We start from the raw sequence: 24257 nt of genomic DNA, 5'->3' as shown, positions 1-24257 counted from the left end.
GGCAAGGCTATCCCATAAAACGAAAGCAACGAGAGGCAGACAACATGAAGCAATTCCAGGGCAAGGTGGCTGTGATCACCGGCGGTGCATCGGGCTTCGGCAAGGAATTCGCCAAGCTGGGCGCGGGGCTTGGCATGAAGCTGGTGCTGGCCGATGTGCAGGAAGATGCACTGGACGCCACTGTGGCGGAGTTCAAGGCGCAAGGCGTGCCGGTGATCGGCGTGCGCGTGGATGTGTCCAAGGCCGAGCAGGTGCAGGCGCTGGCCGATGCCGCCATCGCCGCCTTTGGCCAGGTCAACCTGCTGTTCAACAACGCCGGCGTGGGCGCGGGCGGCCTGATGTGGGAAAACACCGAGCGCGACTGGGAATGGGTGCTGGGCGTCAATCTCTTCGGCGTGATCCACGGCGTGCGCATCTTCACCCCGCTGATGCTGGCGGCCGCGGCCAAGGACCCGTCGTTCGAAGGCCATATCGTCAACACGGCCTCCATGGCTGGCTTGCTCAGCCCGCCCGCGATGGGCGTCTACAACGTCTCCAAGCACGCCGTGGTTTCGCTGTCTGAATCGCTATACCAGGATCTCAGCCTGGTCAGCGAGCAGGTGCGTTGCTCGGTGCTGTGCCCGTATTTCGTACCGACCGGCATCACGCAATCGGGCCGCAACCGGCCGGCCGGGCTGGCCAACGACGCGCCGCCCACGCGCTCGCAACTGGTGTCGCAAGCCATGTCGGACAAAGCGGTCAGCTCGGGCAAGGTCACGGCCGCCGAAGTCGCGCAGCTCACCTTCGACGCCATCCGCGACGGTGGCTTCTATATTTACTCGCATCCGCAGCAGCTGGATCCCGTGCGGCAGCGCTTCGAAGATATCATTAGCCAGCGCAACCCGAGCGACCCGTTCGCCGACAAGCCGGAAGTGCGCGCCGGGCTCGTCGCAGCCTTGCGCGGATAACGAGGGGAGCCGCCCCCGGGGCGGCCAGCAGCAAGTCCACCAGAGACAGTCAGCCATTGCGGCAAGGGAGGAATTCATGACCAAACCTGCAGTCATTCGGCATCTGCAGTACGCCACCTTGCCCAATGGCACGCGCTTGCACTACGCCAGCGCGGGCGAGCGCGGCAAGCCGCTGGTGCTGTTCGTACATGGCTTCCCCGAGTTCTGGTATGAGTGGGAAGCCCAGCTAGCCGAGTTCGGCAAGACCCACTTCGCGGTGGCGCCGGACCTGCGCGGCTTCAACCTGTCGAGCAAGCCGGCCGAAGCCGAGGCCTACCGGCCCCGCCACATCGTGGAGGACCTCGTCCAGTTCATCAACGCGCTGGGCTACTCGCATTGCGTGGTGGTCGCACACGACTGGGGCGGGGCGATCTGCTGGAACCTGGCCATCCAGTTTCCGCAGATGGTGGAGCGGCTGGTCATCATCAACTCGCCGCATCCCTACGTATTCGCCAAGGCGCTGACCAGCGATCCTCAGCAGCAAGCCGCCTCGGCCTATATGAACTGGCTGCGCGCACCGGGATCGGAAGAAGCGCTGGCGGCCGACGGCTTCGCCAAGCTGGAAGGCTTCCTCAATGGACAGGGCAAGCAGCCCGCGCCCTGGTTCTACCGGCGAGACCCGCGAGAAATACCACGCGGCCTGGTCGCAGCCCGGCGCTGGCGGCTCTCACTCGCTGACCGGCGGCGTCAACTATTACCGCGCATCGCCCATGCACCCGCCGGGCCCGGGCGAAACGCCCCCCGATATCTCCAAGCTGGATCCCGCCGCCTTCACGGTACGCGTGCCGACCTTGGTGATCTGGGGCGAGCGCGACACCGCGCTGCCCAAGAGCCTGCTGGAAGGCCTGGACAAGTTCATCCCGGACATGCGGCTGGAACGCATCCCGGACGGCACGCACTGGGTCATCCACGAGCAGCCGGAGCGCATCAACCTGCTGATCCGCAGCGCCTTGCCCTGATCTGCCCGAACCTGCCTTGATCTGACATGGCGGGCCGCGTCAGGCACGCGCGCCTGCGCTGGCCCGGTCGGAACCCGCCGCACTGTGCATGGGGCAGGGCGGCGCCTGCTGCTACATTGACCTGATTCGACAGCGCCGGTGCGCAAGGAAGGTCAAGATGAAGACGATCGGACTGATCGGCGGCATGAGCTGGGAATCCTCGGCCGAGTACTACCGCCTGATCAACCAGGATATGAAGCAACGCCTCGGCGGCCACCACAACGCGCGCAGCGTCATGGTCACGGTCAGCTTCGAGCAGATCAAGGCACTGCAGCACGCGCAACGCTGGGACGAGCTCGGCGAATCCATGCGGCAGGCCGCCCTGCAGGTGCAGGCCGCGGGCGCGGATTTCGTGCTGCTCTGTACCAACACCATGCACCGCGTGGCCCCGGTCCTGGAAGCCGCGCTCGACATTCCCTTCCTCCACATCGTCGATCCCACCGCGCAGGCCCTGCGCCGCGCCGGCGTCCCGCGGGTCGGCCTGCTCGGCACGGCTTTCACCATGGAGCAGGATTTCTATCGCGGCCGCATGCAGGACAAGCACGGCATCGAAGTGGTGGTGCCCGCAGCCGACGACCGCGCGCTGGTCCACGGGATCATTTATGAAGAGCTATGCCACGGCATCGTGCGCGACGCCTCGCGCGAGGTGTACCGCCGGATCATCGACGGCTTGCAGGCGCAGGGCGTGGGCGGGGTGATTCTGGGTTGCACCGAGATTGCGCTGCTGATCGGGCAGGATGACGTGGCGCTGCCGGTGTTCGATACCACGGCGTTGCATGCGCAGGCCGCGGTGGGGTGGGCGTTGGAAGGGGTGGTGGTTGGGAATTAGGCCGGGCACAGGGCGGGAACAGGGATCTTCATGAACAAGAAACGGGAAATCGCAAGAAGATGCCGATTCCCCGTCGACCTCGATCATGGCTGCGGCCTTCGCAATACCTCCAGCGAAGGCCGCCCCCATTCAAGTCAGCCTCTGCCGATACAGCCGGTAGTTCTCATCATCAAAGCAGACAAAACTGACCTGCTCGATGGTGGGCGCCGCCACCAGCGCCTTGCGTACCGCTTCGATGGCAATATCCACGGCGCGCTCGCGCGGGAAACCGTAGATGCCGGTGCTGATATTGGGAAAGGCGATGGTGCGCAGCTTGTGCTGCGCGGCTAGCGCGATGCTGGCCTGGTAGGCGCTGGCGAGCAGGGCATCTTCGCCGTGGTCGCCCCCTTGCCAGACCGGGCCGACCGCGTGGATGACGTAAGGCGAGGGTAGCAGGCCGCCGGTGGTGATCACCGCCTGGCCGGTGGGGCAGCCGCCCTTGGTTTCGCGAATGCCGCGACAGGCGGCCATGATGGCGGGGCCGCCGGCGCCGTGGATGGCGCCGTCGACACCGCCGCCACCGAGCAAGCCGCTATTGGCGGCATTGACGATGGCGTCGACTTCCATGCGGGTGATGTCTCCGTGCAAGACCTGCAGGTGTTCCCCTGTCATGACCTCTTCTCCGTGCTGGGTGGATAAAGCTGGATCGCCCCGGCTGTTCCGCGCACCTGTGCTGCCGGCCCGCCGCGGCACTTACATGGATTCCGCCAGCATACGCCGATAATCCGCGGCGCTGGCCTCTTTCGGGTTGGCCTTGTGGCAATGGTCGACCAGTGCCCCGGCGATCACCTTGTCGAACATGTCTTCGGTGACGCCCATCTGGCGCAGGCCGGTGGGCAGCCCGAGGCGCGCGGTCATGTCGTGCACGGCCTGGGCCAGGTCGGCACCCTCCGGCAGGCCCATGGCGTGGCGCAGGCGGGCGTAGCGGTTGTCGCGCACCACGCTGGGCGCGTCGGCGTTGAAGCGCAGCACCGCCGGCATCACCACCGCGTTCAGGGTGCCGTGGTGCAGGCCGGTCTTGCCGTCCACCTTGAGGCCGCCGAGCGGGTGCGACAGCGAGTGCACGCAGCCCAGTCCTTTCTGGAAGGCCATGGCGCCCTGCATGGAGGCGCTCATCATGTTCAGGCGTGCGTCGCGGTCCTGGCCGTCGCGGGTGGCGCGTTCGATGTGCTTCCAGCCGCGCTCCAGGCCGTCCAGGGCGATGCCGTCGGCGGGCGGGTTGAAGGCGGGCGCCAGGAAGGTTTCCACGCAATGCGCGATGGCGTCCATGCCGGTGGCGGCGGTCAGGCCGGCCGGCAGGCCGAGCGTGAGGCCCGGGTCGCAGATGGCGGACTTCGGCAGCAGGTGCCAGGAGTGGAAGCCGAGCTTGCGGCCGTCTTCCAGGATGATGATGGCACCGCGCGCCACTTCGCTGCCCGTGCCCGAGGTGGTCGGCACGGCGATCAGCGGCGCGGCGCGCTCGGTGATCTTGGCGCTGCCGCCTTCGATGGTGGCGTAGGTGGTCAGTTCGCCGGGGTGGGTGGCAAGGATGGCGATGCCCTTGGCCAGGTCGATGGAGGAGCCGCCGCCGACCGCGATCAGCCCGTCGCAGCCGCCTTCCCGATATTGCGCCGCGGCCTTCTTGACCATGGCCTCGGTCGGGTTCGAGGGGTTTCGTCGAAGATCTCGTGCGACAGGCCGCCCAGGGCCTGCACGGCTTGTTGGGCCACACCGGCGGCGACCACGCCTTTATCGGTGACGACCAGCGGGCGCCGGATGCCGATGCGCTCGCACTCTGCCTTGAGCTGGCTGATGGTGCCGAAATCCAGGTGGATGTGGGTCAGGTAATAAATGAAGGCCATCTATGCTGTCTCCGTCGATGAGGGTTTTATTTCTTCTGGCTTCCGGCTTTTCTGACGATGGTCGATGATCGCGCAAAACCTGCCGCCCTGACCAGTCCCAGGGAAATTTCATATGCTTTGCTGCCGAAACATCTGGAATCATACTAAAATCGAACGATCGTTCACAATTCGAACGCCAGCGGCGTTGACGCCACTGGAGATTCGGCTGCTGCCGAAGGTTCGTTGCTACTGATTCTGACTGTTCATGTCCGCTGTCCCGCCTGCTTTCACTGCCGCGCCCGCCCAGCCCGCGCCTGCCTTGCCCGGCATGCCGTCGGCGCCGCTCGACCCGCAGGTGGCCGCGTTGCTGGAGCTGATCGGGCGCGTGAAGCGTCCGTCCATCCACGAGCTGGACCCGGCCGACGCCAAGACCGCGTACGAGAAGAGCGCGCCCATCATGGATATTGCACCGCTGCCCGTGCACAGCGTGGAAAACCTGACGGTGGCCGCGCGCGATGGCTACGACATCCCGGTGCGGCTGTACGCGCCGCGCGAGGCCAGCTGGGCCGAGCCGTTACCGTTGCTGGTGTACTTCCATGGCGGCGGCTTCACCGTGGGCAGCGTCAACTCGCATGATCCCCTGAGCCGGCTGCTGTGCGTGCAAGCGGATTGCATGGTGCTGTCGGTGGACTACCGGCTTGGCCCGCAGTGGAAATTTCCCCATGCGGCGAATGACGCGTTCGATGTCATGGAATGGGTCTTCACCGAGGTGGCGCGCCTGGGCGCCGACGCTAGCCGTATCGCCCTGGGTGGCGACAGCGCGGGTGGCACGCTGGCCAGCGCCTGCGCCGTGCATGCGCGCGATCTGGGCCTGGGGCCTGTCCTGCAGATGCTGATCTATCCCGGCACCTGCGCGCGCCAGGACACGCCGTCGCACCGTGCGCTGGCAGAGGGCTACCTGCTGACCGCGCCGATGATCCAGTGGTTTTTCTCGCAATACCTGGATGGCGAAGCCAGCCGCGACGACTGGCGCTTTGCCCCGCTGGACGGCGGCGGCACGGGGGCCGACGTGCGCGGTTGCTGCCCGGCCTGGATCGCCGTGGCGGGCTACGACCCGCTGCACGATGAAGGCGTGGCCTACGCGGCCAAGCTGCGCGCCGCGGGCGTGCCGGCGCAAGTGGCCGACTACCCGGGCATGATCCACGATTTTTTCAAGCTGGGACGCTTCGTCCCGGCGGTGGCTGCCGCCCATGGCGACGCGGTCGCCGCCTTGCGCGCTGCCTTCGACGGCTGAGCGCGGCTCGCCGGCAGGGGCCGGCAGCCAGATCGAAGCGGTCGCAGAACCCCCGATTTCATTGGCTTTACGTGTAGTGCATTACTTGTAGCAGTAGCAATAGGAGACACAGACTCATGCAACGCCGCCACTTCCTCGCCCATGCGGGCGCGCTCGCCGCCACCGCGGCTACCCTGGGGCTGGCCAGCGCGCCGGCCCTGGCGCAGGCGGACAATTTCCCGCAACGGCCGATTCGCCTGATCATCGGCTACACCGCGGGCGGTTCCACCGACCTGCCGTTCCGCGTGCTGGCGGAAAACGCCTCCAAGATCCTCGGCCAGCCGGTGATCATCGAGAACAAGCCAGGCGCGGGCGGGGTATTGCCCGCCCAGCTGATGCAATCGACCCAGCCCGACGGCTACACGCTGGCGCAGGTAGCCATGCCGGTCTACCGCCTGCCGTACACCACCAAGATCAACTGGGATCCGGTCAAGGACCTGTCCTACGTGATCAACCTGGCCGGCTACTCGTTCGGCCTGGTGGTCCCGGCGGATTCGCCGATCAAGACCATGCAGGACTACATCGCCTACGCCAAGGCCAACCCGGGCCGCCTGACCTACGGCTCGCCGGGCTCGATGACCACGCTGCACCTGACCATGGAAGAGCTGGCCATGAAGCAGAACGTGCAGTTCTCGCATATTCCGTACAAGGGCAACTCGGAATCGATGCAGGCCCTGCTGGGCGGGCACGTGATGTCGGTGGCGGACACCCCGGCCTGGGCGCCGTACGTGGAGTCCGGCAAGCTGCGCCTGCTGTCGACCTGGGGCGAGAAGCGCTCGGCGCGCTTCCCCAATGTGCCGACGTTGAAGGAACTGGGCCTGGGCATCGTGCAGACCTCGCCGTTCGGCGTGGTAGCACCCAAGGGCACCGATCCGAAGATCGTCAAGAAGCTGCATGACGGCTTCAAGAAAGCCATGGAAATGCAGAACTACCGCGATGCGTTGACCAAGTTCGACATGGAGCCGTTCTACATGAGCAGCGAGCAATACGCGCATTTCGCCGCCGATACGGTCAAGAAAGAGAAGGCCATTATCGACAAGCTTGGGCTGAACAAGCCGCAATAAGCCTGGCTTGGCCGCTTAATGCCGGCGCTGCCCTGTCCGGGGCCGGCGCCGTTTTCATGTGCGCCCAGCATGGGCGCACTCCTGTGGGTGCAAGTCCCACCGTAAGTTGATCACAGCGATCGAAGCGAAGCGCAACTGCGAAAGGGCGACCGATCGTGGGGAGGAAGCGTGGAGCGAAGCTGCGAGCCGAGGAACACGAACCGGATAGAAGGCGGTGCCGACCAGGACGAGCGGGCATGAAACCGCGAAGTTCTCGTGATCAAGGGGAGGCGGCGTAAATCCGGCGGTTGTGCAGCGAAGGAGTGCGTTCTTACCTGGGGAGATCTCGCCTCATGCCTGAAAGGGCGACGGCGTCGAGCCGGAGCGAGAAGTCAGCAGAGGTCGAAGTAGTTGGGGGTAGCGCCGGCAAGGCTCGAATCCGCCGACGAAGGACCGAACGAGAGGGAGTGTTCGAAGCCATGTCGATACCGAAGGCATTGCGTCAGAAGCCCGCGCGAGCGGGGCGGGAGGAGTAGCGGGCGGTGAAGCCGGCCGTGAACCCGCCTGCGACGAAGCCGGCGGTCCGCGGCGGGGACCGGAGGACACGGGGTCGGCGCTGCTGGCAGCGGCGCTGACGCGAGAGAACCTGAAGCAGGCGTTCAGGCGGGTCCGCCGCAACAAAGGCGCCGCTGGCGTGGATGGTCTGGATATTGATCAGACCGCCCGCTATCTGGTGTCGGCGTGGCCGGAGATCCGCCAGCAACTGCTCAAGGGGACGTACCGGCCCAGTCCGGTACGGCGGGTAACGATTCCGAAGCCGGACGGAGGAGGCGAGCGCGAGCTCGGTATTCCGACGGTGACGGACCGGCTGATCCAGCAGGCGCTGTTGCAGGTGCTGCAGCCGATGCTGGACCCCACCTTCAGCGAGCACAGCTACGGCTTCCGGCCTGGGCGGCGTGCGCACGATGCGGTGTTAGCCGCGCAGTCGTACGTGCAGTCGGGGCGGCGAGTGGTGGTGGACGTGGATCTGGAGAAGTTCTTTGACCGGGTCAACCACGACATCCTGATTGACCGTCTACAGAAGCGCATCGGGGACGCCGGGGTCATCCGGCTGATCCGGGCGTATCTGAACAGCGGGCTGATGGATGGCGGGGTAGTGCTGCAGCGGTACGAGGGCACGCCGCAAGGCGGGCCGCTGTCACCGCTGCTGGCTAACGTACTGCTCGATGAGGTGGACAAGGCGTTGGAGCGTCGAGGTCATTGCTTCGTGCGCTATGCCGATGATGCGAACGTGTACGTGCGCAGTCGGCGGGCGGGCGAGCGAGTGATGGCGCTATTGCGGCGCTTGTACGGCAGCCTGCGCCTGAAGGTCAACGAGGCAAAGAGCGCGGTGGCGAGCGCGTTTGGCCGCAAGTTCCTCGGCTACAGCTTCTGGGTGGCCGCAGGGGGAGTGGTCAAGCGCAAAGTGGCAGTTAAGCCGCTGCTGACGTTCAAGCAACGCATCCGCGAACTGACTCGCCGCTCAGGCGGGCGGAGTCTGCAGGCAGTCGTGGATCGGGTGAGGCCATATGTTCTGGGATGGAAGGCCTACTTCCGGCTGGCGCAAACGCCCCAGGTCTGGCGCGAGCTGGACAAGTGGATGCGCCACCGGCTGAGGGCCATCCAGCTCAAGCACTGGCGCCGTGGTCGGGTCATTTACCGAGAGTTGCGTGCGCTGGGTGCTACAGCGGATGCCGCCAGGCAAGCAGCGGCGAGTAGCCGGTGCTGGTGGCGCAACAGCGGCGACACGCTGAACCGGGTCCTGACCATCGCCTACTTCGATCAGTTGGGCATGCCCCGTCTCACTTAACCTCAACCTCTCGAACCGCCCGGTGCGGACCCGCATGCCGGGTGGTGTGGCAGGGGCGCAGCCAGTGGGCTGCCCCCTATGCCGATATCGGGCCGATGTTTGGCCGGCAATCAAGGGGGAACGCCGACATGGCAAAGGAAGATTTCCGTCACAGCATGCCATTGCGGGTGCGTTGGGCCGAGGTGGATCCGCAGTCGATCGTGTTCAATGCGCATTACCTGACCTACTGCGATATCTGCGTGACGGAGTACTGGCGGGCGGTGGGCATCCGGTATCCGGAGGATGTACTGCACGCGCACGGCGTGGATATCTTCGTGGTGAAGTCCACGCTGGAGTATCACGCGTCGGCGCGCTTTGACGACATGCTGGAGATCCGGGGGCGGATTGCCCGCCTGGGCCGCTCCAGCATGCTGTTCCGCGTGGAGATGTACCGTGGCGACGAGCACTTGGTCACGGGCGAGATCGTCTATGTCTGCGCGGATCCCGCTACGCAGAAGTCGGCGCCGATCCCGGGGCCGGTACGGGAAACGATCACGGCTTATGAAGTGGTGAAGCCGGACGCTTGAGCCGCCCGGCCTCTGAAGGCCTTCACTGCGGCGGCGTTGGCCTGCGTGCAAGCCAGCGCCGCTCGAATGCGCCTGAAAATTCAACGCGACGCTATTCCCGCATCCTCCATATACGCCCGGATCACCGCATCGAAATCCGCGTCGCCCTGGAATCCCAGCGCCAGCGCGCGCTCCGTATTCCAGGCGGCAGGCCAGGTGCCGACGATATTCTCGATGCGCGCCTCGCGCTCCCAGCTCACGCGATCCGCCACGCTGTCGCCGGCCACGCGCCGCAATGCCGCGACCATTTCCTTCGGCGTGACCGACAAGCCGGGCAGGTTCACCGTGCGTCGTTGGCCAAATTCGGCGCCATCGATTTCCATGCCCCGCACCAGCGCGGCAATCGCCCCGCGCGGGGACAGCAGCCACAGCGGCGTTTCCGGCGAGACCGGGCAATTGGCGGCAACGCCTGCCAACGGCTCGCGGATGATCCCGCTGGCAAACGACGATGCGGCGGCATTGGGCTTGCCCGGCCGCACGCTGATGGTCGGCAGCCGCAGCACGCGGCCGTCGACAAAGCCGCGGCGGCTGTAGTCCGACAGCAGCAACTCGCCGATGGCCTTCTGCGCGCCGTAGGAAGATTGCGGATTGAGCGCGGTATCGTCCTGCACCACAGCGGGCAGGGTGCCGCCGTACACGGCTACCGAACTGGTGAACACCACGCGTGGCCGGATGCCATGTTTCACGTGAAGCGCCCGGCAGGTTTCCAGCAACGCGCGCGCAGCATCCATGTTCACGCGCATGCCCAGGTCAAAATCCGCCTCGGCCTGGCCGCTGACCACCGCCGCCAGATGGAACACCGCGCCGGTGCGCGCATCGATGGCCTGCGCCAGTACCGCGGGATCGGACAGGTCGCCGGTGACCACGCGCACGCGCGCGTCGTCCAGCGGGGGCGGCGCTACCACGTCGAGCAGCGTCAGGCCTGCGATGGCCACGGGCTTGCCGTCGATGTCCAGGGTGCCGCGTTTTAGCAGTTGGCGGGCCAGTTGCAGGCCGAGAAACCCGGCCCCGCCGGTGATCAGTACTTGCATGTTCGTCTTCCAGTTTTGCGGCCGTGGGCGGCGCGGTTGGCTTGATGGATTCGCTTGGCGCAGATGCGGCCTTTCAGCCTTTCAGGTAAGGCTTGAGCCAGCCCAAACCCGCCGAGGTGCCGGCGCGCGGACGGTATTCGCAGCCGATCCAGCCGTCATAGCCCAGGCCGTCGATCACGTCGAACAGGTACGGGTAGTTCAGCTCGCCCAGGTCCGGCTCGTGGCGCTCTGGCACGCCGGCGATCTGGATGTGGCCGATGCCGGCGAAGTCCCGCTTGAGCTTGACGGCGAGGTCGCCCTCCACGATCTGGCAGTGGTAGCAGTCGAACTGCACCTTCAGGTTGGCCGCGCCGACTTCCTTGCAGATGGCCTGTCCGTCGTCCTGGCGGTTGAGGAAGTAACCCGGCATGTCGCGCGCATTGATCGGCTCGATCAGTACGGTGACGCCCTGGGCGGCAGCGGCCTGCGCGGCATGCGCCAGGTTCTCCAGGTAGCAGGCGCGATGACGCCCGTGGTCAGCGCCGGCCGGCACCAGGCCGGCCATCACGTGGACCTTGTTGTTGCCGATCACGGCAGCGTATTCCAGCGCACGGGCGAAGGCATCGCGGAACTCGGCTTCGCGCCCCGGCAGGGCGGCCATGCCGCGCTCGCCGGCGTTCCAGTCGCCCGGCGGCGCGTTGAACAGCGCCTGCGTCAGGCCATTGGCATCGAGGCGGGCGCGGATTTCGGCAGCAGTGTGCTCATACGGGAAGAGGTACTCCACGGCCTTGAAACCGTCCGCCGCCGCGGCGGCGAAGCGGTCCAGGAAGGCGTGCTCGGTGTACATCATCGACAGGTTGGCGGCAAAACGCGGCATGCGGTGCTCCAGGAGAAGAGGTTGTTGGCTGTTCTTGGCTGTTCTTGTAAGGGCGCATCAGCGGTTGACCAGCTTGGCGGGCGTCAGCCAGACCAGCCCGGCGCCGATCACCAGCATGGCCGACAGCACATACATGCTCGACTGCGTGCTGTGGGTGAGGTCGGTCAGGTAGCCCACCATGTACGGTGCCACAAAGCCAGCCAGGTTGCCCACCGAATTCACCACCGCAATGCCCGAGGCCGCGGCCAGCCCGGACAGGAAGGCAGTCGGCAGCGACCAGAACAGGGGGCGCAGGTCAGCACGCCGGCGGCAGCCAGGGACAGCGCGGCGATGGCCACCACGGTATTGTGGGTAAATGAGGCGGCAATGGCAAAGCCCACGGCGCCCATCAGCGCCGGCACGATCAGGTGCCAGCGGCGCTCGCGGCGGGCGTCGGCGCTGTGGCCGAGGAAGTTCATCACCACGATGGCACAGATAAACGGGATGGCGCTGAGCAGGCCGATATTGAGGTTGCCGGTAACGCCGCTGGTCTTGACCAGGGTGGGCATCCAGAACGTCAGCGCATATTGCCCGGTGACAAAGCAGAAGTAGATCAGGCACATCCACCAGACGCGGCGGTCCTTGAACACGGCGCCAAGCGAGTGGCCGGTGCCCGAGGCGCTGGCCTGGCGCGCGTCTTCGGAGATATTGCGCTTGAGCACGCGCTTCTCGTCCGCATCCAGCCACGGCGCCTGGTCGATGCCGTTCTTGAGCACGAACACGGTGATGATGCCGATCAGCAGCGCGGGCACGGCTTCGATCAGGAACATCCATTGCCAGCCACGCATGCCGCCGTAGTCATGGAAGGCGTCCATGATCCAGCCCGACAGCGGGTTGCCGAACATGCCGGCCACGGGGATGCCCGACATGAACAGCGCGATCATCTTGGCGCGCCGGTTGGCGGGATACCAGTAGGTCAGGTAGAGGATCACGCCGGGATAGAAGCCCGCCTCGGCCAGGCCGAGCAGGAAGCGCATGATGTAGAAGGTGGTGGGCGTCTTCACGAACACGAACAGCGCCGAGATGATGCCCCACGTGATCATGATCCGCGCGATCCAGATACGCGCGCCGATCTTGTGCATCAGCAGGTTGCTGGGCACTTCGAACAGGAAGTAGCCGATGAAGAACAGCCCCGCGCCAAGGCCGAACACGGTTTCGGAAAACGCCAGGTCCTGCGCCATCTGCAGCTTGGCGAAGCCCACGTTGACGCGGTCCAGGTAAGCGATGACGTAGCACAGCATCAGGAACGGCATGATGCGCCAGAACACCTTGCTGTAGGCGCGCTTTTCTATGTCGCGGTCGATGTCTTGGCCGGCGCCGGCTAGCGCGGCCTGGGTGGATGTATTCATGGTTGTCTCCGTATTTCGGCTTGGTTCCGGCTTGGTTCCGGCTTGTTTCCGTTGTTAGCGGCAAGCCGTGGGCGAACGCTGCCCTTGCCGCGGCCCAGGCGTCAGCGAGGGCGTGCGGCGGGCGGTTCTGCTTTGCTCTTGTTTCTGCTTTCCTGGGCTGTGTCTTGGCTACATGCCTGAGTCCCTACCAGCGCGCCTTGAACGTATCGCGCAGTTCGGCCAGCGCTTGCTCGTCGAGCGGGTCAGGCTTGTCCTTGAGCATCAGCCAGAGCTTGGCGGTTTCTTCGAGTTCCTCGAGCGCGAAGGCCGCGCGCGAGACGGTGGCCTCCCACACCACCGGGCCAAGGCGCGCGAGCAGCACGCCGCGCACTTCAGCGGCCAGCTGGGCAACACGCGCCGCCACCGCCGGGTCGCCCGGGCGATGGTAGGGAATCAACGGGATATGCCCGACCTTCATCACGTAGTAAGGCGTGATCGGCGGTAGCACATCGTCCGGTTGCCATGCGCCCGCCAGGCTCAGCGCCACCAGGTGGGTGGAGTGCGTGTGCACCACGCCGTGGGCCTGCGGGTTGTTGTCATAGATGGCGCGGTGCAGGGTCAGCGTCTTGGACGGCTTGTCGCCGGCCACCCAGTTGCCGCCACTGTCCACCTTGGCGATGGCGGCCGGGTCCAGCATGCCCAGGCACGCATCGGTCGGCGTGATCAGCCAGCCGTCCTCCATGCGCGCGCTGATATTGCCGGCGCTGCCGACGGTGTAGCCGCGCTGGTAGAGGCTGGCGCCGATGCGGCAGATCTCTTCGCGCAGGCTGGCTTCGGTGCTCATGCTTCACCTCCAAGCTGGCGCAGGGCCTCATCAAAAAGTCCACGCCGCCGAAGTTGCCGGACTTGAGCGCCAGCGCCATCGGCCGTGCTTCCAGCGTGACGGTGGCGGGCACGCCAGGCGCGATCTGCGTGCCGATGCGCAAGGCTTGCACGCCCAGCGCCTGCACCACAGCCCCCGAGGTTTCGCCGCCGGCTACCACGAAGCGGCGCGTGCCGCGTGCTTTCAAGGCGGCGGCGATGTCCGCCAGCGCCTGCTCGACCAGATGGCCGGCACGCTCCACGCCCAGCGCGGCCTGCACCGACTTGACCTCCTCAGGCGTGGTGGTGGCGTAGAACAGCACCGGCTCCGCCTGGGAGCTCGCCAGGGCGAGCGCCTCCTCAACCACGGACGCGCCTTGCGCCAGCGCGAGCGGGTCGATGCGCAGGGTGGGGCGCTGGGCCAAGAGCCACTGCGCCACCTGCGCATTGGTCGCCTTGGACGCGCTGCCGGCCAGCACCACGGCCGGGCCGGCTACGGGCGCCACGCTGTCGGCGTCCGTGCGTTGCGGCAGCACGCCGGCGCGGCGGAAATTGGCGGGCAGGCCAAGCGCCAGGCCGGAGCCGCCGGTGAGCAGCGGCAGGTCGGCGCACGCCTCGCCCAGCGTATGCAGGTCGGCATCGCTCACGGCATCGGCAATCGCCAGTTTCACGCCATCGCCGCGCAAGGCGGCAATGGCCTGGCGGGCCGCGTCGCTGCCGCGCGCCACGGCGTCGTAGCGCAGCAGGCCAACCTTGGCCTGGCTTTGGCGCTGCAGCACGCGGACCAGGTTGGCGTCATGCATCGGCGTGAGCGGGTGGTTCTCCATGCCCGATTCGTTGAGCAGTACATCGCCCACGAACAGGTGGCCGCGGAAGATGGTGCGGCCGTTCTCCGGGAATGCCGGGCAGGCGATGGTGAAGTCGCTGCCGAGCGCCGCCAGCAGGGCCTCGGCCACCGGGCCGATATTGCCGGCATCGGTGGAGTCGAAGGTGGAGCAGTACTTGAAGAAGAACTGGCGGCAGCCCTGGGCTTGCAGCCAGCGCAGCGCGGCCAGCGATTGCGCGATGGCGTCAGCGGCGGGGATGGTGCGCGACTTGAGCGCGACCACCAGCGCATCGGCTTGCTCCACGCCCGGCAGCGCCTCGCCGCCGGCCGGCACGCCGATGGTCTGCACGGTGCGCATGCCGTTGCGCACCAGCGTGTTGGCCAGGTCGGTGGCGCCGGTAAAGTCGTCGGCGATGCAGCCGAGCAGGGCGCGCGGGGAAGGGTTCTGTGCAGTCATCCTGGCTTTCCTTACTCGGCCTTCTTTGCCGGCAGTTCGATGCCGGGGAAGATCTTGATCACCGCGGAATCGTCCTCGCCGCCGTGTCCCGCGCTGGACGCCATCATGAACATCTGGTGCGCCGCGGCCGACAGCGGTAGCGGGAATTTGCTGGTGCGCGCGGTATCGAGCACCAGGCCGAGGTCCTTGACGAAGATATCGACCGCGGACAGCGGCGTGTAGTCGCCCGACAGGATATGCGGCACGCGGTTCTCGAACATCCACGAGTTGCCCGCGCTGTGGGTGATGACCTCGAACAGGGCATCGGCATCCACGCCTTCACGCAGGCCCAGCGCCATGGCTTCGGCCGCCGCGGCGATATGCACGCCGGCCAGCAACTGGTTGATGATCTTGACCTTGGAGCCCGCGCCATGCGCGTCGCCCAGTCGGTAGACCTTGCCGGCCATGGCGGCCAGCACATCCTCGGCCAGCGCATAGGCTTCGGCCGGCCCGGAAGTCATCATGGTCATTTCGCCGCTGGCGGCGCGAGCGGCGCCGCCGGAAACCGGTGCGTCCAGTAGCAGGATGCCGCGCTCGCCCAGCCGCTTGCCCAGTGCTTCGGCAAAACTCGGCGGCACGGTCGCGCTGGCGATCACCAGGGTGCCGGGGCGCAGGCCGCTTGCCGCGCCTTGTTCGCCGAACAGCACGGCCTCGGTCTGCGCGGCGTTGACCACCAGCGTCACCACCACATCGCATTTGCCGCCGAGTTCGGCCGGGCTGGCGCAGGGGATGCCTCCCGCATCGGCAAAGCGCTGCAGCACGTCGGGCCGCAGGTCGCAGGCATGTACCTTGAAACCGGCGCGCAGCAGGCTGTGCGCTACGCCGTTGCCCATCGCGCCGAGGCCGATGACGCCAATTGATTTGCTCATGAAGACTCCTGCCGGGAGGGCGGTGATCAGTGGATCAGTGGATCAGTGGGAGAGGCCGCGCGCGGGCGCGTCGGCAAGGTCGGTGGCGGTGTCGGGCTGCCCGCCATGGGACAGGCGCCGCGCCGCGTTGTACATATGGGTCTCGGCCGCGTTGCGCGCGGCCAGCGCGTCGCCGGCGCGGATGGCGGCCACGATGGCCTGGTGTTCCTCGCGCACCTGGCGCGAGAAATCCGCGCGGCGCGCCTCGTTGGTACGGGTCACACGGGTAGCGGTTTCCAGGTACTGGCTCAGGAACGCCAGCGTCTTGAGAAAGAACGGATTGCCGGTGGCCTCCGCGATGGTCCGGTGAAAGGCCACGTCGGCAGCCACGCCATCGCCGCCGGCGGCTTCCTCGGCGTCGATGCGGGCCAGTGCAGAGTCGATGGCCATCATGCTGGCATCGGTGCGGTCGCGCGCCGCCTGGGCCGCCACCTCAGCCTCGATGGCCCGGCGCAATTCCACGATGTGCAGCACGGATTCCAGCGTGGCCACATCGGTGTAGTCGATCCGCAGCGGCCGGATGCCGGCCTGCTCGGTAACGAACACGCCGCTGCCCTGGCGCGATTCCACCACGCCTTCGTGGCGCAGCCTCGCGATGGCTTCGCGGATCACGGTGCGGCTGACGCCGAATTCCTCGGACAGCACCGCCTCCGTGGGCAGCTTGTCGCCACGGCCGAAGGCGCCGTTCTCGATCTTCTCCAGCAGCTGTTCAGCAACGGTGTCTGTCAGGGCTCGGGCCGGGACTTTCTGGAACACGGGAGGCCTCAGGTGATTAGGTAATATGGTCATCATACAAATTTGCCGGGAGGAATGCCGATCGGTAATTACCCCTATCCCTTCATTTATGCTGCATTGCAGCAATTGTTGGTATCGCTTGCCCACGTTGTGGCCGGAGTATCATGACGGGCCGCTCCCCTGGCTGTTTTTTCACCGCTTTGCGCTTTGCGCTTTCGTACCGAACACCTATGACAATCACCATCCGCCTCGCCCCCTGGTCCGAAGCACGCGAAACCGCGCGCGCCATCCGCTATGCCGTCTTCGTCGAAGAGCAGGGCGTGCCGGTGGAGCTGGAATGGGACGAATGGGATGAGCCGAGCTGGCACGCCCTGGCGCTGGCCGAGGACGGCAGCGCGCTGGCCACCGGCCGCCTGCTGCCGGATGGCCACATCGGCCGCATGGCGGTGCTCAAGTCCGCGCGCGGCAGCGGCGTCGGCGCCATGGTGCTGGACGCCCTGATGGCCAAGGCCGCGGCGCTTGGCTACCCCGAGCTGGTGCTCAATGCGCAGAGCTATGCGGCCCCGTTCTACGCGCGAGTGGGCTTCGAGCAGGTCGGCGAGGAATTTGAAGAGGCCGGCATTCCTCACGTGGAAATGCGCAAATTGCTGCGTTGAGCGCGATGGCCGGCTTGTCGTCAGGCGTGGGCCTGCCGCGCAAACAAGGGCCGCGCCAATAGCGCGCTTGCGCTGGCCGCCAGCCATACGGCCGCCCAGCCATAGCCGGCGGCCACTACGGGAATCGCCAGCGGCACCAGGAAGAAGCCCGAGAACGCAAAGGTATTGCCCAGCCCGAGCGCGGTGCCCGCGCGGCTGGCACCTGCAATCGTCGCCAGCTCGGTGAAGGCCACGCCATGCCAGGCCGAAGTGCAGATGCCGCCCAGCACCAGGCAAGCCATCAGCACCGGCGTAAGCACGGCATGCCAGCCCGGTGCGGCTGCGCACAGCCAGGTCAGCCCCGCCAGCGTGGCGAACACAAGCAAGGTCAGCAAGCTGCAAGCGCGCATATAGGTGCGGCGGTTGCCATGGCGATCCGTCCAGCGGCCGCTCCATACCCGCATGACGGCGGCGCCTACCTGGACCGCCGCCACGGCCATGCCCGCCGCGGCAATGCCGATGTGGCTGAAATCGTGCAGGAAGATCGTCGCGAAGGTCAGCACGGCCACTTGCGGCACGCACATCAAGCCCATGCCGCTGACCAGCCTCCAGACCTGCGCACTTCTCAACGGGCCGGGGCTCGCCTTGCCGGGCGCACCGCTTGCGGGCAACGTGGCGCGCGCCGGGCCGGCCGGCGGCTCGTGCATCCAGCGCCAGGCAAATACGACGGTGACGCCGCAGAGCACGGCCAGTGTGCCGTAGACCGCGGCAAAGCCAAAGGACTGCGCCAGCATCGGCAGCGTCAGCGCGCCAATCCCGCCACCGGCGGGCACCGCGGTCTGGCGGATGCTCATCGCAAGGCCCCGTTCGCCTTCGCGGAACCACGCCATCACGGCGCGGCCGCTGGAGCCGTTGACGCTGCCACCCAGCAGGCCCAGCATCAGCAAGCCCAGCGCCAGCACGGCGTTGCCCGGGATATGGCCCGGCAGCGGCGCCACGAACGCCGCCATCAGCACCAGCCACAGCGCGGTGGCCACCAGGCCGGTCAGCAGCACGCGGCGGTCGCCCCAGCGGTCGGTCAGCAAGCCCCACGGCACTTCGCTTACCGCAATGCCAAGCCCCATCATGCCCAGGCAAAAACCCAGCTCGCCATCGCTGATCCGGTAGCCGGCGCGCATCAGCACCGCGGTGGTGGGAATGCCCGAGAACGCGGCGGCAAAGCTGGCATTGGCCGCGACGCCGAGGGCCAGTACTTTCCAGCGGTGACCCGGGCCGTGGCGTGGGGCGAGGGCTGCGCCGGCAGGGCCAGGCATAGCGGCAAACGGGAGCGGGGCGGGAACGCGGGGCACGGGATCATCCTTGGGAAAGCGGCACATGCAGGCCTTGACGCACTGATTCTGCCGCTCCAGAATAATCCTGAATATCAGATAATTATTGATTAAACATCCCAAAGAACAGGACGGTTTGCAATGGCAGCTGTGAACTTCGACCTCGATGTGCTGCGCAGCTTCGTGGTGGGCATGGAGCTTGGCAGCTATGCGCGGGCCGCCGACCGGCTGGGCCGCTCCACCTCGGCGGTCAGCGCGCAGCTCAAGAAGCTGGAGGAGCAGGCGGGCACGGCGATCTTTCGCAAGGCCGGGCGGGGACTGGCGCTGACGGAGGCGGGCGAGACCATGCTGGCCTATGCACGCAGGCTGCTGGAGCTTAACGACGAGGCCGCCGCCGCCGTGCACGGCGTGGCGTTGGAGGGCTGGGTGCGGTTCGGCTTGCAGCAGGATTTTGGCGAAGTGCTGCTGCCCCAGGTGCTGGGCCGGTTCGCCCGTGCGCATCCCAAGGTGAAGATCGAGGCACGCGTGGCGCGCAACACCGAGCTGCTGGACAGCGTGGCCGCCGGCCGGCTGGACCTGGCGCTGGCGTGGGACGACGGCGTGCGGATGCCGCATGTGGAACAGGTGGCGATGTTGCCGATGCGCTGGATCGGGCCCGCCGCCGCGCGCGCGCCGTGGCAAGGCAGCGGCCCGCTGCCCCTGGTGGCGTTCGAGGCGCCGTGCCGTTTCCGCACGGCCGGCACCGCCGCGCTGGACCGCGCCGGCATGGCCTGGCGGGTGGCTTTCAGCAGCGCGAGCCTGGGCGGCCTGTGGGCCGGGGCAGCGGCCGGGCTGGGGCTGACCATCCGCACAGACATGGGCTTGCCGCCGTCCGTGAGGGCCTGGAAGCCGGGCGAGGGCGGGCTGCCCGAACTGCCCTCGCTGGCACTGGCGCTTTACCGCAAGGATGCTGAGCTGGAGGCGCCCGCTGCCCGGCTGGCAGGCATCGTGAGCGAGGCGGTTCGGGCCGCGTTGCCGGCCAGGCTGGCGGCTGCGGCCTGAAGCCATGGCACGCGGGGCTTGCGGTCAGCCGTCTACGCTGTACCATCGCGGTCTTTGTTTTTGCCGCCGCTTTTCGCGTTGATCCCGTCCATGTCAGAAATCCGTTCCCGCCTGCTCCAGGCCCTGGCCGATGCCACGCCGGCCCTGGACCTCGACCGCGCCCCGCCGGGCGAGCCCCCTGCCGGCGAAGACCTGCTGTCCGCATGGCTGCAGCCCTGGCTCGCGGAGCATTGCCTGGTGAAAGTCGACTGGCGGGATTTCAGCACGCTGGGCGTGCAAGCCGTGGCGCGCCTCGCGACGCTGCGCGCGGCCGGCGTCTCGGCCATCGACGTCGACGATCTCTACGACGAAGACGGCATTCCGCTAGGCGGTGACGACAACGATTTCGATATGGAGCCCGCCGCACTCTACCTGGTGCATGTCAACCGCGAACTGGCGCCGCACGGCATGCAACTGCTGGAGATCGGGCACTTCGACGATGCATGGCTGCTGGCCGTGCGCAATGACCCCGCCGCCATCCGGGCGCTGAACGTGGCATTGCGCCCGACCGGCTTGGCGGCCCAGCAGTACTGAGCCAGCCGCCCTAGCGCGGCGCGGGGATCGAGCCGGCGTCGCGCGCCACCCGCAGGTGGCCGCGGTAGGACACCTCGCCGGTGCGGCCGTTGGCGTCGAAGCTGCGTTCGCTGAGCTCGAAGCGGCCATCATGGCGCACGCGCAGTACGGTGCTGGCGCGGGTGCCATAGCTGGGCGAGCGGATGAAGGCGGAGGACAGCAGCTTCTCCCACTCCGGGGTCACCCCGTGCGCGGGAGTTCGCAATCCAAGGCCTGGCGATCGTTGGCGAGCAGGTCCAGATAGGGCTCGATGCTGGCGCCGGCCAAGCCGGTATCGGCGGCCAGGGTCTCGGCGAGCGCGCCGACGCGGCTGCGCACCTTGGGCCATGGCGTATCCAGCAAGGCGTTGGACAGGCCGTAGATGCCGGGCTTGAGGCGCTGCGGATAGGGCGATGCGCCACGGTTGCTGTACCACCAGAGCTCGCGCAGGTCACACGCCAGCAGGTTGAATCCGTTGTAGACGCCGCTACGGGGCGTCAGCCCGGACAGATAGGATTGGGGGTTGCTGTCGCCTCGCAGGAACCCGGCTACCAGCTCGCCGCGCGAGCGGGCATCGGTGCGTTTTTCGGAAGGGGCGCGGTAGTTGGTCAGGGCGGCAAAGCGGCCGTCGCCGGCCAGGCCCATCCAGGTGCCCGGCTCGCCGATCACTTCCGCCAGGTCGCGGCCGGCCAGCACCTGGGGGCGTCTTCCCACCAATGCACAGGCGACGCCGGGCGGGCGTAGAACTCGTCGCGGTTGCCGGCCACCACCAGGGCATAGTCCGGGTGCGATTGCCAGGCCACCAGAATCAAGCACATAGCGCTTCCTTTGCTGCATTCACTGCGGTTGCCACATTCACTGCATTGTCTGCGATTCGATCGTCGGTTTCGTCATTCGGGGACCACTGCGGCGGGGCCGTTCCGCGGCCACCATCAGAGCTGGTCGATATCGACAAAACGCTCCACCTGCCGCTCGCCGCTGATCCACTGCTGCAGCCCGCTCTGCCGCCACAGCCCATCGAGCAACTGGTCGAAGGCTGGCGGCACATCGGCGTAGGCTTCCATCCAGGTCTGCATGCCGTCGCGCGCCTCGGGCCTGCGTAAGAGCGTACCACCAATTCCGCTCGCTTCGGCAACGGTCTCCATCCAGCGGTGCCAGTGCGCAATGGCCTCATCGGCACGGGCTTCGGGTACCCGGAAATAGACGTAAAGGTGGTCGCTCATGGTTATTCCCAGTATGGCTATTGCCAGGGACTCAGGCGGCGTCGCCGAACGGGACCGCGTAGGGCAGCTCGCCCACGCGCACCGGGCTGCCGGTAGCGCTGCCCAGGTGCAGGGCGCCACCCGCCGCATCGATCTTCAGTTCGGCCAGGCCGTCCCAGCCGCCTTGCGGCGCGGCGGCGGCATTGACCAACATGCCGCAGGGCTGCTCAGGATCCTCGGGGCGGAAGATCTCGGTGGCCGCGGCCGGCACCTCGCCTTCGCCATGGATCAGCCACATGCGGCGCTTGAGCGTGCCGCGGTACTGGCTGCGCGCGACGATTTCCTGACCCGGATAGCAGCCCTTGCGAAAGCTCACGCCGCCGACCAGCTCCAGGTTGATCATCTGTGGCACGAACTGCTCCTGCGTGGCAACGGCGATGCGCGGCACGCCGGCCTGTACTTCCAGCCAGTCCCACACCACGGCATCCACCGGCACCAGTTGTGCCGACAGCGCAGCCTGGACTTCGTCGGCCTGTTCGGCCGGCAGCACCACCTGCCAGCGCGGCAGGCCGGCGCCGTCGGGCAGCCGGATCACGGTGGCGCTGGCAGCCGCGGCGCTGTCCCAGGGCTCGGCCGGCGCGGGCAGGCCTGCCGCCTGCAGGGCGGCGGCGCCACTGGCGCCCGCCACACCCAGCACGGCGCGGGCCGGCGTGAGATCGGACAGCTTGGCCTTGGCGCGCAGCACGAACATCGACAAGCGCTTCTGGATAGCGGGCTGCAGGTCTGCGGACAGCTGCAGGACGATGCCTTCCTCGTCACGCCATATCAGGAAGCTGGCCAGCAGCCGGCCCTTGGGCGAGCAGTAGCCGGCCAGGCGGGCGGTGCCGGCGGCCAGGTCGTCCACGGCATTGGTCAGCTGGGTATGCAGGAAACTGCCGGCGTCTTCGCCGGCAACCCGGATCAGGCCCAGGTGCGCGGGGCGGCAGACGACTCCGCTTTGACGCACGGCTTCGAACTGGGTGGCACGGTCTGGGGCAGGGGCATTCATGGCAGGTATCGCAAGCAAGGGGCGCACGGATGCGCCGGATGGAAGGTGCAAGGAGCTACAAGCGGCTAAAGGTGCAAGGCTCCCGGTATTATATGAGGCTGTCGCCATTTCAGCCGGGATGCCCATGGTCATCACTGGGTGAGCCCGGCTTTGCCGCGGTGCATTGTGCGCCGCTACTCTCTCTTTACATGAAACGTCTTTTCCTGCGGCTGGTGCTGGTCGCCGTGATTTTTACGATTGCCGCCGCCGGCGCCTTTGCCTGGTGGGCCAATCGTCCGCTCACGCTGACTGCCTCGCCCATCGAGGTGGTGATCAAGCCTAACTCCAGCGTGGCCAGCGTTGGCCGCCAGATCCAGCGCGGCGGTGTGCAGATGGACCCTCGCCTGTTTGCGCTGCTGGTGCGGCTTACCGGCCACGGCGCCGACCTCAAGGCCGGCGGCTACGAGTTCGACAATAGCGCTACGCCGCTGTCGGTGATCGGCAAGATCGCCCGGGGCGAGGTCAACCACTATGTGCTGACCGTCATCGAAGGCTGGGAATTCCGCAAGATGCGCGCCGCCGTGGATGCGCACCCGGCGCTCAAGCACGATAGCCGCGGCCTGTCTGACGCAGAATTGATGAAGGCCATCGGCGCGCCCGAGCCGGGGCCGGAGGGCCTGTTCTTCCCCGACACCTACCTGTTCGCCCGTGGCAGCAGCGATCTCGAACTGTACAAGCATGCCTATCGCGCCATGCAGCGCCGGCTGACGGACGCCTGGAACGCCAGGGCGCCCGACCTGCCGTACAAGTCGCCTTATGATGCGCTGATCATGGCCTCGATCGTGGAGAAGGAAACCGGCCAGCAGGCCGAGCGAGCGCTGATTGCCGCCGTGTTCGTCAACCGGCTCAAGAAGGGCATGATGCTGCAGACCGATCCTACGGTGATCTACGGCATGGGCGAAGCGTTCGAGGGCAATATCCGCAAGCGCGACCTGCAGGCCGACACCCCTTACAATACCTACACACGCAACGGCCTGCCGCCCACCCCGATCGCATTGCCCGGGCTGGCCTCGCTGGCCGCCGCCACCGCGCCGGCCCCGTCCGACGCACTGTATTTCGTGGCGCGCGGCGACGGCAGCAGCCATTTCTCCAACTCGCTTCCCGAACACAACCGCGCGGTAGATAAATACCAGCGCGGCAAATAAGTCTCCCCATGCGCGGAAAATTCATCACATTCGAAGGCATCGACGGTGCCGGCAAGAGCACCCACGTGGAATGGGTGGCGGACCGCCTGCGTGCCCGCCTGGCGGGCATCGCACCCGTGGTCACCACCCGCGAGCCCGGCGGCACCCCGCTTGGCGAGGATCTGCGGCAGTTGCTGCTGCATCGCAAGATGCACCTTGAAACAGAGGCCTTGCTGATGTTCGCCGCCCGCCGCGAACATATTGCCGAGGTCATCGAACCCGCCCTGACGCGCGGCGACTGGGTGGTTTCCGACCGCTTCACCGATGCCACTTTTGCCTACCAGGGCGGTGGCCGGGGCCTGCCGCGCGCACGGCTCGAAGTGCTGGAAACCTGGGTGCAGGATGGCCTGCAGCCCGATCTCACGCTGCTGTTCGATGTGCCGCTGGAAACCGCCAGCGCGCGCCTGGCCGGCGCCCGCGAGCCCGACAAGTTCGAGGCCGAATCGCGCGCCTTCTTCGAGCGCACGCGGCAGGAGTACCTGCGCCGCGCGGCGGAGTCCCCGCAGCGTTTCCGGGTCATCGACGCCACCCGGAGCATTCCCGAGATTCAGGTAGAGCTTGAGAAAATCCTCGCAACACTTTGAATTGGCAGCATTATTCGAGAATC

The 24257-nt window shown here is 66.9% G+C and carries 19 protein-coding genes and 6 pseudogenes; 12 read left to right on the top strand and 13 right to left on the bottom strand.

Going from position 1 to position 24257, the window contains the following annotated elements; all coding sequences use genetic code 11:
• Nucleotides 1-44: 44 nt before the first annotated feature.
• From OMK73_RS17325 to OMK73_RS17315, 3 genes and pseudogenes are all read left to right on the top strand, one after another.
• On the top strand, nucleotides 45-947 hold the full coding sequence (locus OMK73_RS17325; protein WP_267603101.1) for an SDR family oxidoreductase: 903 nt from the start codon (nucleotides 45-47) through the stop codon (nucleotides 945-947).
• A 76-nt stretch (nucleotides 948-1023) separates the two neighbouring features.
• Nucleotides 1024-1945 (top strand): annotated as a pseudogene (locus OMK73_RS17320) (alpha/beta fold hydrolase).
• A 157-nt stretch (nucleotides 1946-2102) separates the two neighbouring features.
• Nucleotides 2103-2813 carry an aspartate/glutamate racemase family protein gene (locus tag OMK73_RS17315; protein WP_267603099.1) on the top strand — a complete coding sequence of 237 codons (711 nt, stop codon included), beginning with the start codon at nucleotides 2103-2105 and terminating at the stop codon, nucleotides 2811-2813.
• Between the two features lie 129 nt (nucleotides 2814-2942).
• Here OMK73_RS17315 and OMK73_RS17310 read toward each other — a convergent pair whose 3' ends face one another.
• Nucleotides 2943-3464, bottom strand: a complete 522-nt coding sequence (locus OMK73_RS17310) for an O-acetyl-ADP-ribose deacetylase (protein WP_267603097.1) — start codon at nucleotides 3462-3464, stop codon at nucleotides 2943-2945.
• 81 nt (nucleotides 3465-3545) lie between these two features.
• Nucleotides 3546-4693: pseudogene (locus OMK73_RS17305) on the bottom strand (iron-containing alcohol dehydrogenase).
• 307 nt (nucleotides 4694-5000) lie between these two features.
• Between OMK73_RS17305 and OMK73_RS17300 the strand changes: the two are divergent.
• The 4 genes and pseudogenes from OMK73_RS17300 (at nucleotide 5001) to OMK73_RS17285 (ending at nucleotide 9463) form a co-directional block, all read left to right on the top strand.
• The gene (locus OMK73_RS17300) at nucleotides 5001-5966 is read left to right on the top strand and encodes an alpha/beta hydrolase (RefSeq protein WP_267606417.1); all 966 of its coding nucleotides are present in this window, start codon (nucleotides 5001-5003) and stop codon (nucleotides 5964-5966) included.
• 116 nt (nucleotides 5967-6082) lie between these two features.
• Nucleotides 6083-7069 carry a tripartite tricarboxylate transporter substrate binding protein gene (locus tag OMK73_RS17295; protein ID WP_267603095.1) on the top strand — a complete coding sequence of 329 codons (987 nt, stop codon included), beginning with the start codon at nucleotides 6083-6085 and terminating at the stop codon, nucleotides 7067-7069.
• A gap of 458 nt (nucleotides 7070-7527) precedes the next feature.
• Nucleotides 7528-8897 (top strand): annotated as a pseudogene (gene ltrA, locus OMK73_RS17290) (group II intron reverse transcriptase/maturase).
• A gap of 128 nt (nucleotides 8898-9025) precedes the next feature.
• Nucleotides 9026-9463 (top strand): YbgC/FadM family acyl-CoA thioesterase, encoded by a 438-nt coding sequence (locus tag OMK73_RS17285; protein ID WP_150990356.1) that lies wholly within the window; start codon nucleotides 9026-9028, stop codon nucleotides 9461-9463.
• A gap of 80 nt (nucleotides 9464-9543) precedes the next feature.
• Here OMK73_RS17285 and denD read toward each other — a convergent pair whose 3' ends face one another.
• The 7 genes and pseudogenes from denD to OMK73_RS17250 all read right to left on the bottom strand — a co-directional run bounded on the left by denD (nucleotide 9544) and on the right by OMK73_RS17250 (nucleotide 16603).
• On the bottom strand, nucleotides 9544-10533 hold the full coding sequence (gene denD, locus OMK73_RS17280) for a D-erythronate dehydrogenase (RefSeq protein ID WP_267603092.1): 990 nt from the start codon (nucleotides 10531-10533) through the stop codon (nucleotides 9544-9546).
• 73 nt (nucleotides 10534-10606) lie between these two features.
• Nucleotides 10607-11389: a 2-oxo-tetronate isomerase gene (gene otnI, locus OMK73_RS17275; protein WP_267603089.1), complete on the bottom strand. Its 783-nt coding sequence runs from the start codon at nucleotides 11387-11389 to the stop codon at nucleotides 10607-10609.
• A gap of 57 nt (nucleotides 11390-11446) precedes the next feature.
• Nucleotides 11447-12777, bottom strand: a pseudogene (locus OMK73_RS17270) (MFS transporter).
• 184 nt (nucleotides 12778-12961) lie between these two features.
• Nucleotides 12962-13600, bottom strand: a complete 639-nt coding sequence (locus tag OMK73_RS17265; RefSeq protein WP_267603086.1) for an aldolase — start codon at nucleotides 13598-13600, stop codon at nucleotides 12962-12964.
• A pseudogene (otnK, locus tag OMK73_RS17260) lies at nucleotides 13597-14900 on the bottom strand (3-oxo-tetronate kinase). The gene OMK73_RS17265 and the pseudogene otnK overlap by 4 nt, the downstream one beginning before the upstream one ends.
• 11 nt (nucleotides 14901-14911) lie before the next feature.
• Nucleotides 14912-15808 (bottom strand): L-threonate dehydrogenase, encoded by an 897-nt coding sequence (gene ltnD, locus OMK73_RS17255; RefSeq protein WP_267603084.1) that lies wholly within the window; start codon nucleotides 15806-15808, stop codon nucleotides 14912-14914.
• Between the two features lie 42 nt (nucleotides 15809-15850).
• A complete protein-coding gene (locus OMK73_RS17250) occupies nucleotides 15851-16603 on the bottom strand; it encodes a FadR/GntR family transcriptional regulator (RefSeq protein WP_267603082.1) in 753 nt (250 codons plus the stop codon).
• A gap of 209 nt (nucleotides 16604-16812) precedes the next feature.
• Here OMK73_RS17250 and OMK73_RS17245 point away from each other — a divergent pair, with 209 nt between their 5' ends.
• Nucleotides 16813-17238 (top strand): GNAT family N-acetyltransferase, encoded by a 426-nt coding sequence (locus OMK73_RS17245; protein WP_267603080.1) that lies wholly within the window; start codon nucleotides 16813-16815, stop codon nucleotides 17236-17238.
• A 20-nt stretch (nucleotides 17239-17258) separates the two neighbouring features.
• On the opposite strand, the gene OMK73_RS17240 is transcribed toward OMK73_RS17245, so the two are convergent.
• The gene (locus tag OMK73_RS17240) at nucleotides 17259-18530 is read right to left on the bottom strand and encodes an MFS transporter (RefSeq protein WP_267606416.1); all 1272 of its coding nucleotides are present in this window, start codon (nucleotides 18528-18530) and stop codon (nucleotides 17259-17261) included.
• Nucleotides 18531-18686: 156 nt separating this feature from the next.
• On the opposite strand from OMK73_RS17240, the gene OMK73_RS17235 reads away from it, so the two are divergent.
• Both OMK73_RS17235 and OMK73_RS17230 read left to right on the top strand, forming a co-directional pair.
• Nucleotides 18687-19586 carry a LysR substrate-binding domain-containing protein gene (locus OMK73_RS17235; RefSeq protein ID WP_267603078.1) on the top strand — a complete coding sequence of 300 codons (900 nt, stop codon included), beginning with the start codon at nucleotides 18687-18689 and terminating at the stop codon, nucleotides 19584-19586.
• 90 nt (nucleotides 19587-19676) lie between these two features.
• Nucleotides 19677-20159: a hypothetical protein gene (locus OMK73_RS17230; protein WP_267603077.1), complete on the top strand. Its 483-nt coding sequence runs from the start codon at nucleotides 19677-19679 to the stop codon at nucleotides 20157-20159.
• Nucleotides 20160-20169: 10 nt separating this feature from the next.
• On the opposite strand, the pseudogene OMK73_RS17220 reads toward OMK73_RS17230, so the two are convergent.
• The 3 genes and pseudogenes from OMK73_RS17220 to OMK73_RS17210 form a co-directional block, all read right to left on the bottom strand.
• Nucleotides 20170-20995, bottom strand: a pseudogene (locus tag OMK73_RS17220) (NRDE family protein).
• A 114-nt stretch (nucleotides 20996-21109) separates the two neighbouring features.
• Complete coding sequence (locus tag OMK73_RS17215) at nucleotides 21110-21400, bottom strand: DUF4936 family protein (RefSeq protein WP_150990383.1); 291 nt, start codon at nucleotides 21398-21400, stop codon at nucleotides 21110-21112.
• A 31-nt stretch (nucleotides 21401-21431) separates the two neighbouring features.
• Nucleotides 21432-22427, bottom strand: coding sequence for a YgfZ/GcvT domain-containing protein (locus OMK73_RS17210; protein WP_267603072.1), 996 nt, complete (start codon nucleotides 22425-22427; stop codon nucleotides 21432-21434).
• Nucleotides 22428-22615: 188 nt separating this feature from the next.
• Here OMK73_RS17210 and mltG point away from each other — a divergent pair, with 188 nt between their 5' ends.
• On the top strand, nucleotides 22616-23611 hold the full coding sequence (gene mltG, locus OMK73_RS17205; protein ID WP_267603070.1) for an endolytic transglycosylase MltG: 996 nt from the start codon (nucleotides 22616-22618) through the stop codon (nucleotides 23609-23611).
• 8 nt (nucleotides 23612-23619) lie between these two features.
• Nucleotides 23620-24234, top strand: coding sequence for a dTMP kinase (tmk, locus tag OMK73_RS17200; RefSeq protein ID WP_267603069.1), 615 nt, complete (start codon nucleotides 23620-23622; stop codon nucleotides 24232-24234).
• Nucleotides 24235-24257: the final 23 nt, after the last annotated feature.

This window comes from Cupriavidus sp. D39 (assembly GCF_026627925.1).
GTDB classification, from domain to species: domain Bacteria; phylum Pseudomonadota; class Gammaproteobacteria; order Burkholderiales; family Burkholderiaceae; genus Cupriavidus; species Cupriavidus ulmosensis.
This window is presented reverse-complemented; position numbering and strand designations above follow the sequence as displayed.

Excerpts from the sequence above, each read along its gene's own strand:
- OMK73_RS17325 (WP_267603101.1), top strand. The coding sequence starts at position 45 with ATGAAGCAATTCCAGGGCAAGGTGGCTGTGATCACCGGCGGTGCATCG.
- OMK73_RS17315 (WP_267603099.1), top strand. The coding sequence starts at position 2,103 with ATGAAGACGATCGGACTGATCGGCGGCATGAGCTGGGAATCCTCGGCC.
- OMK73_RS17310 (WP_267603097.1), bottom strand. The coding sequence starts at position 3,464 with ATGACAGGGGAACACCTGCAGGTCTTGCACGGAGACATCACCCGCATG.
- OMK73_RS17300 (WP_267606417.1), top strand. The coding sequence starts at position 5,001 with ATGCCGTCGGCGCCGCTCGACCCGCAGGTGGCCGCGTTGCTGGAGCTG.
- OMK73_RS17295 (WP_267603095.1), top strand. The coding sequence starts at position 6,083 with ATGCAACGCCGCCACTTCCTCGCCCATGCGGGCGCGCTCGCCGCCACC.
- OMK73_RS17285 (WP_150990356.1), top strand. The coding sequence starts at position 9,026 with ATGGCAAAGGAAGATTTCCGTCACAGCATGCCATTGCGGGTGCGTTGG.
- denD (WP_267603092.1), bottom strand. The coding sequence starts at position 10,533 with ATGCAAGTACTGATCACCGGCGGGGCCGGGTTTCTCGGCCTGCAACTG.
- otnI (WP_267603089.1), bottom strand. The coding sequence starts at position 11,389 with ATGCCGCGTTTTGCCGCCAACCTGTCGATGATGTACACCGAGCACGCC.
- OMK73_RS17265 (WP_267603086.1), bottom strand. The coding sequence starts at position 13,600 with ATGAGCACCGAAGCCAGCCTGCGCGAAGAGATCTGCCGCATCGGCGCC.
- ltnD (WP_267603084.1), bottom strand. The coding sequence starts at position 15,808 with ATGAGCAAATCAATTGGCGTCATCGGCCTCGGCGCGATGGGCAACGGC.
- OMK73_RS17245 (WP_267603080.1), top strand. The coding sequence starts at position 16,813 with ATGACAATCACCATCCGCCTCGCCCCCTGGTCCGAAGCACGCGAAACC.
- OMK73_RS17240 (WP_267606416.1), bottom strand. The coding sequence starts at position 18,530 with ATGCCTGGCCCTGCCGGCGCAGCCCTCGCCCCACGCCACGGCCCGGGT.
- OMK73_RS17235 (WP_267603078.1), top strand. The coding sequence starts at position 18,687 with ATGGCAGCTGTGAACTTCGACCTCGATGTGCTGCGCAGCTTCGTGGTG.
- OMK73_RS17230 (WP_267603077.1), top strand. The coding sequence starts at position 19,677 with ATGTCAGAAATCCGTTCCCGCCTGCTCCAGGCCCTGGCCGATGCCACG.
- OMK73_RS17215 (WP_150990383.1), bottom strand. The coding sequence starts at position 21,400 with ATGAGCGACCACCTTTACGTCTATTTCCGGGTACCCGAAGCCCGTGCC.
- OMK73_RS17210 (WP_267603072.1), bottom strand. The coding sequence starts at position 22,427 with ATGAATGCCCCTGCCCCAGACCGTGCCACCCAGTTCGAAGCCGTGCGT.
- mltG (WP_267603070.1), top strand. The coding sequence starts at position 22,616 with ATGAAACGTCTTTTCCTGCGGCTGGTGCTGGTCGCCGTGATTTTTACG.
- tmk (WP_267603069.1), top strand. The coding sequence starts at position 23,620 with ATGCGCGGAAAATTCATCACATTCGAAGGCATCGACGGTGCCGGCAAG.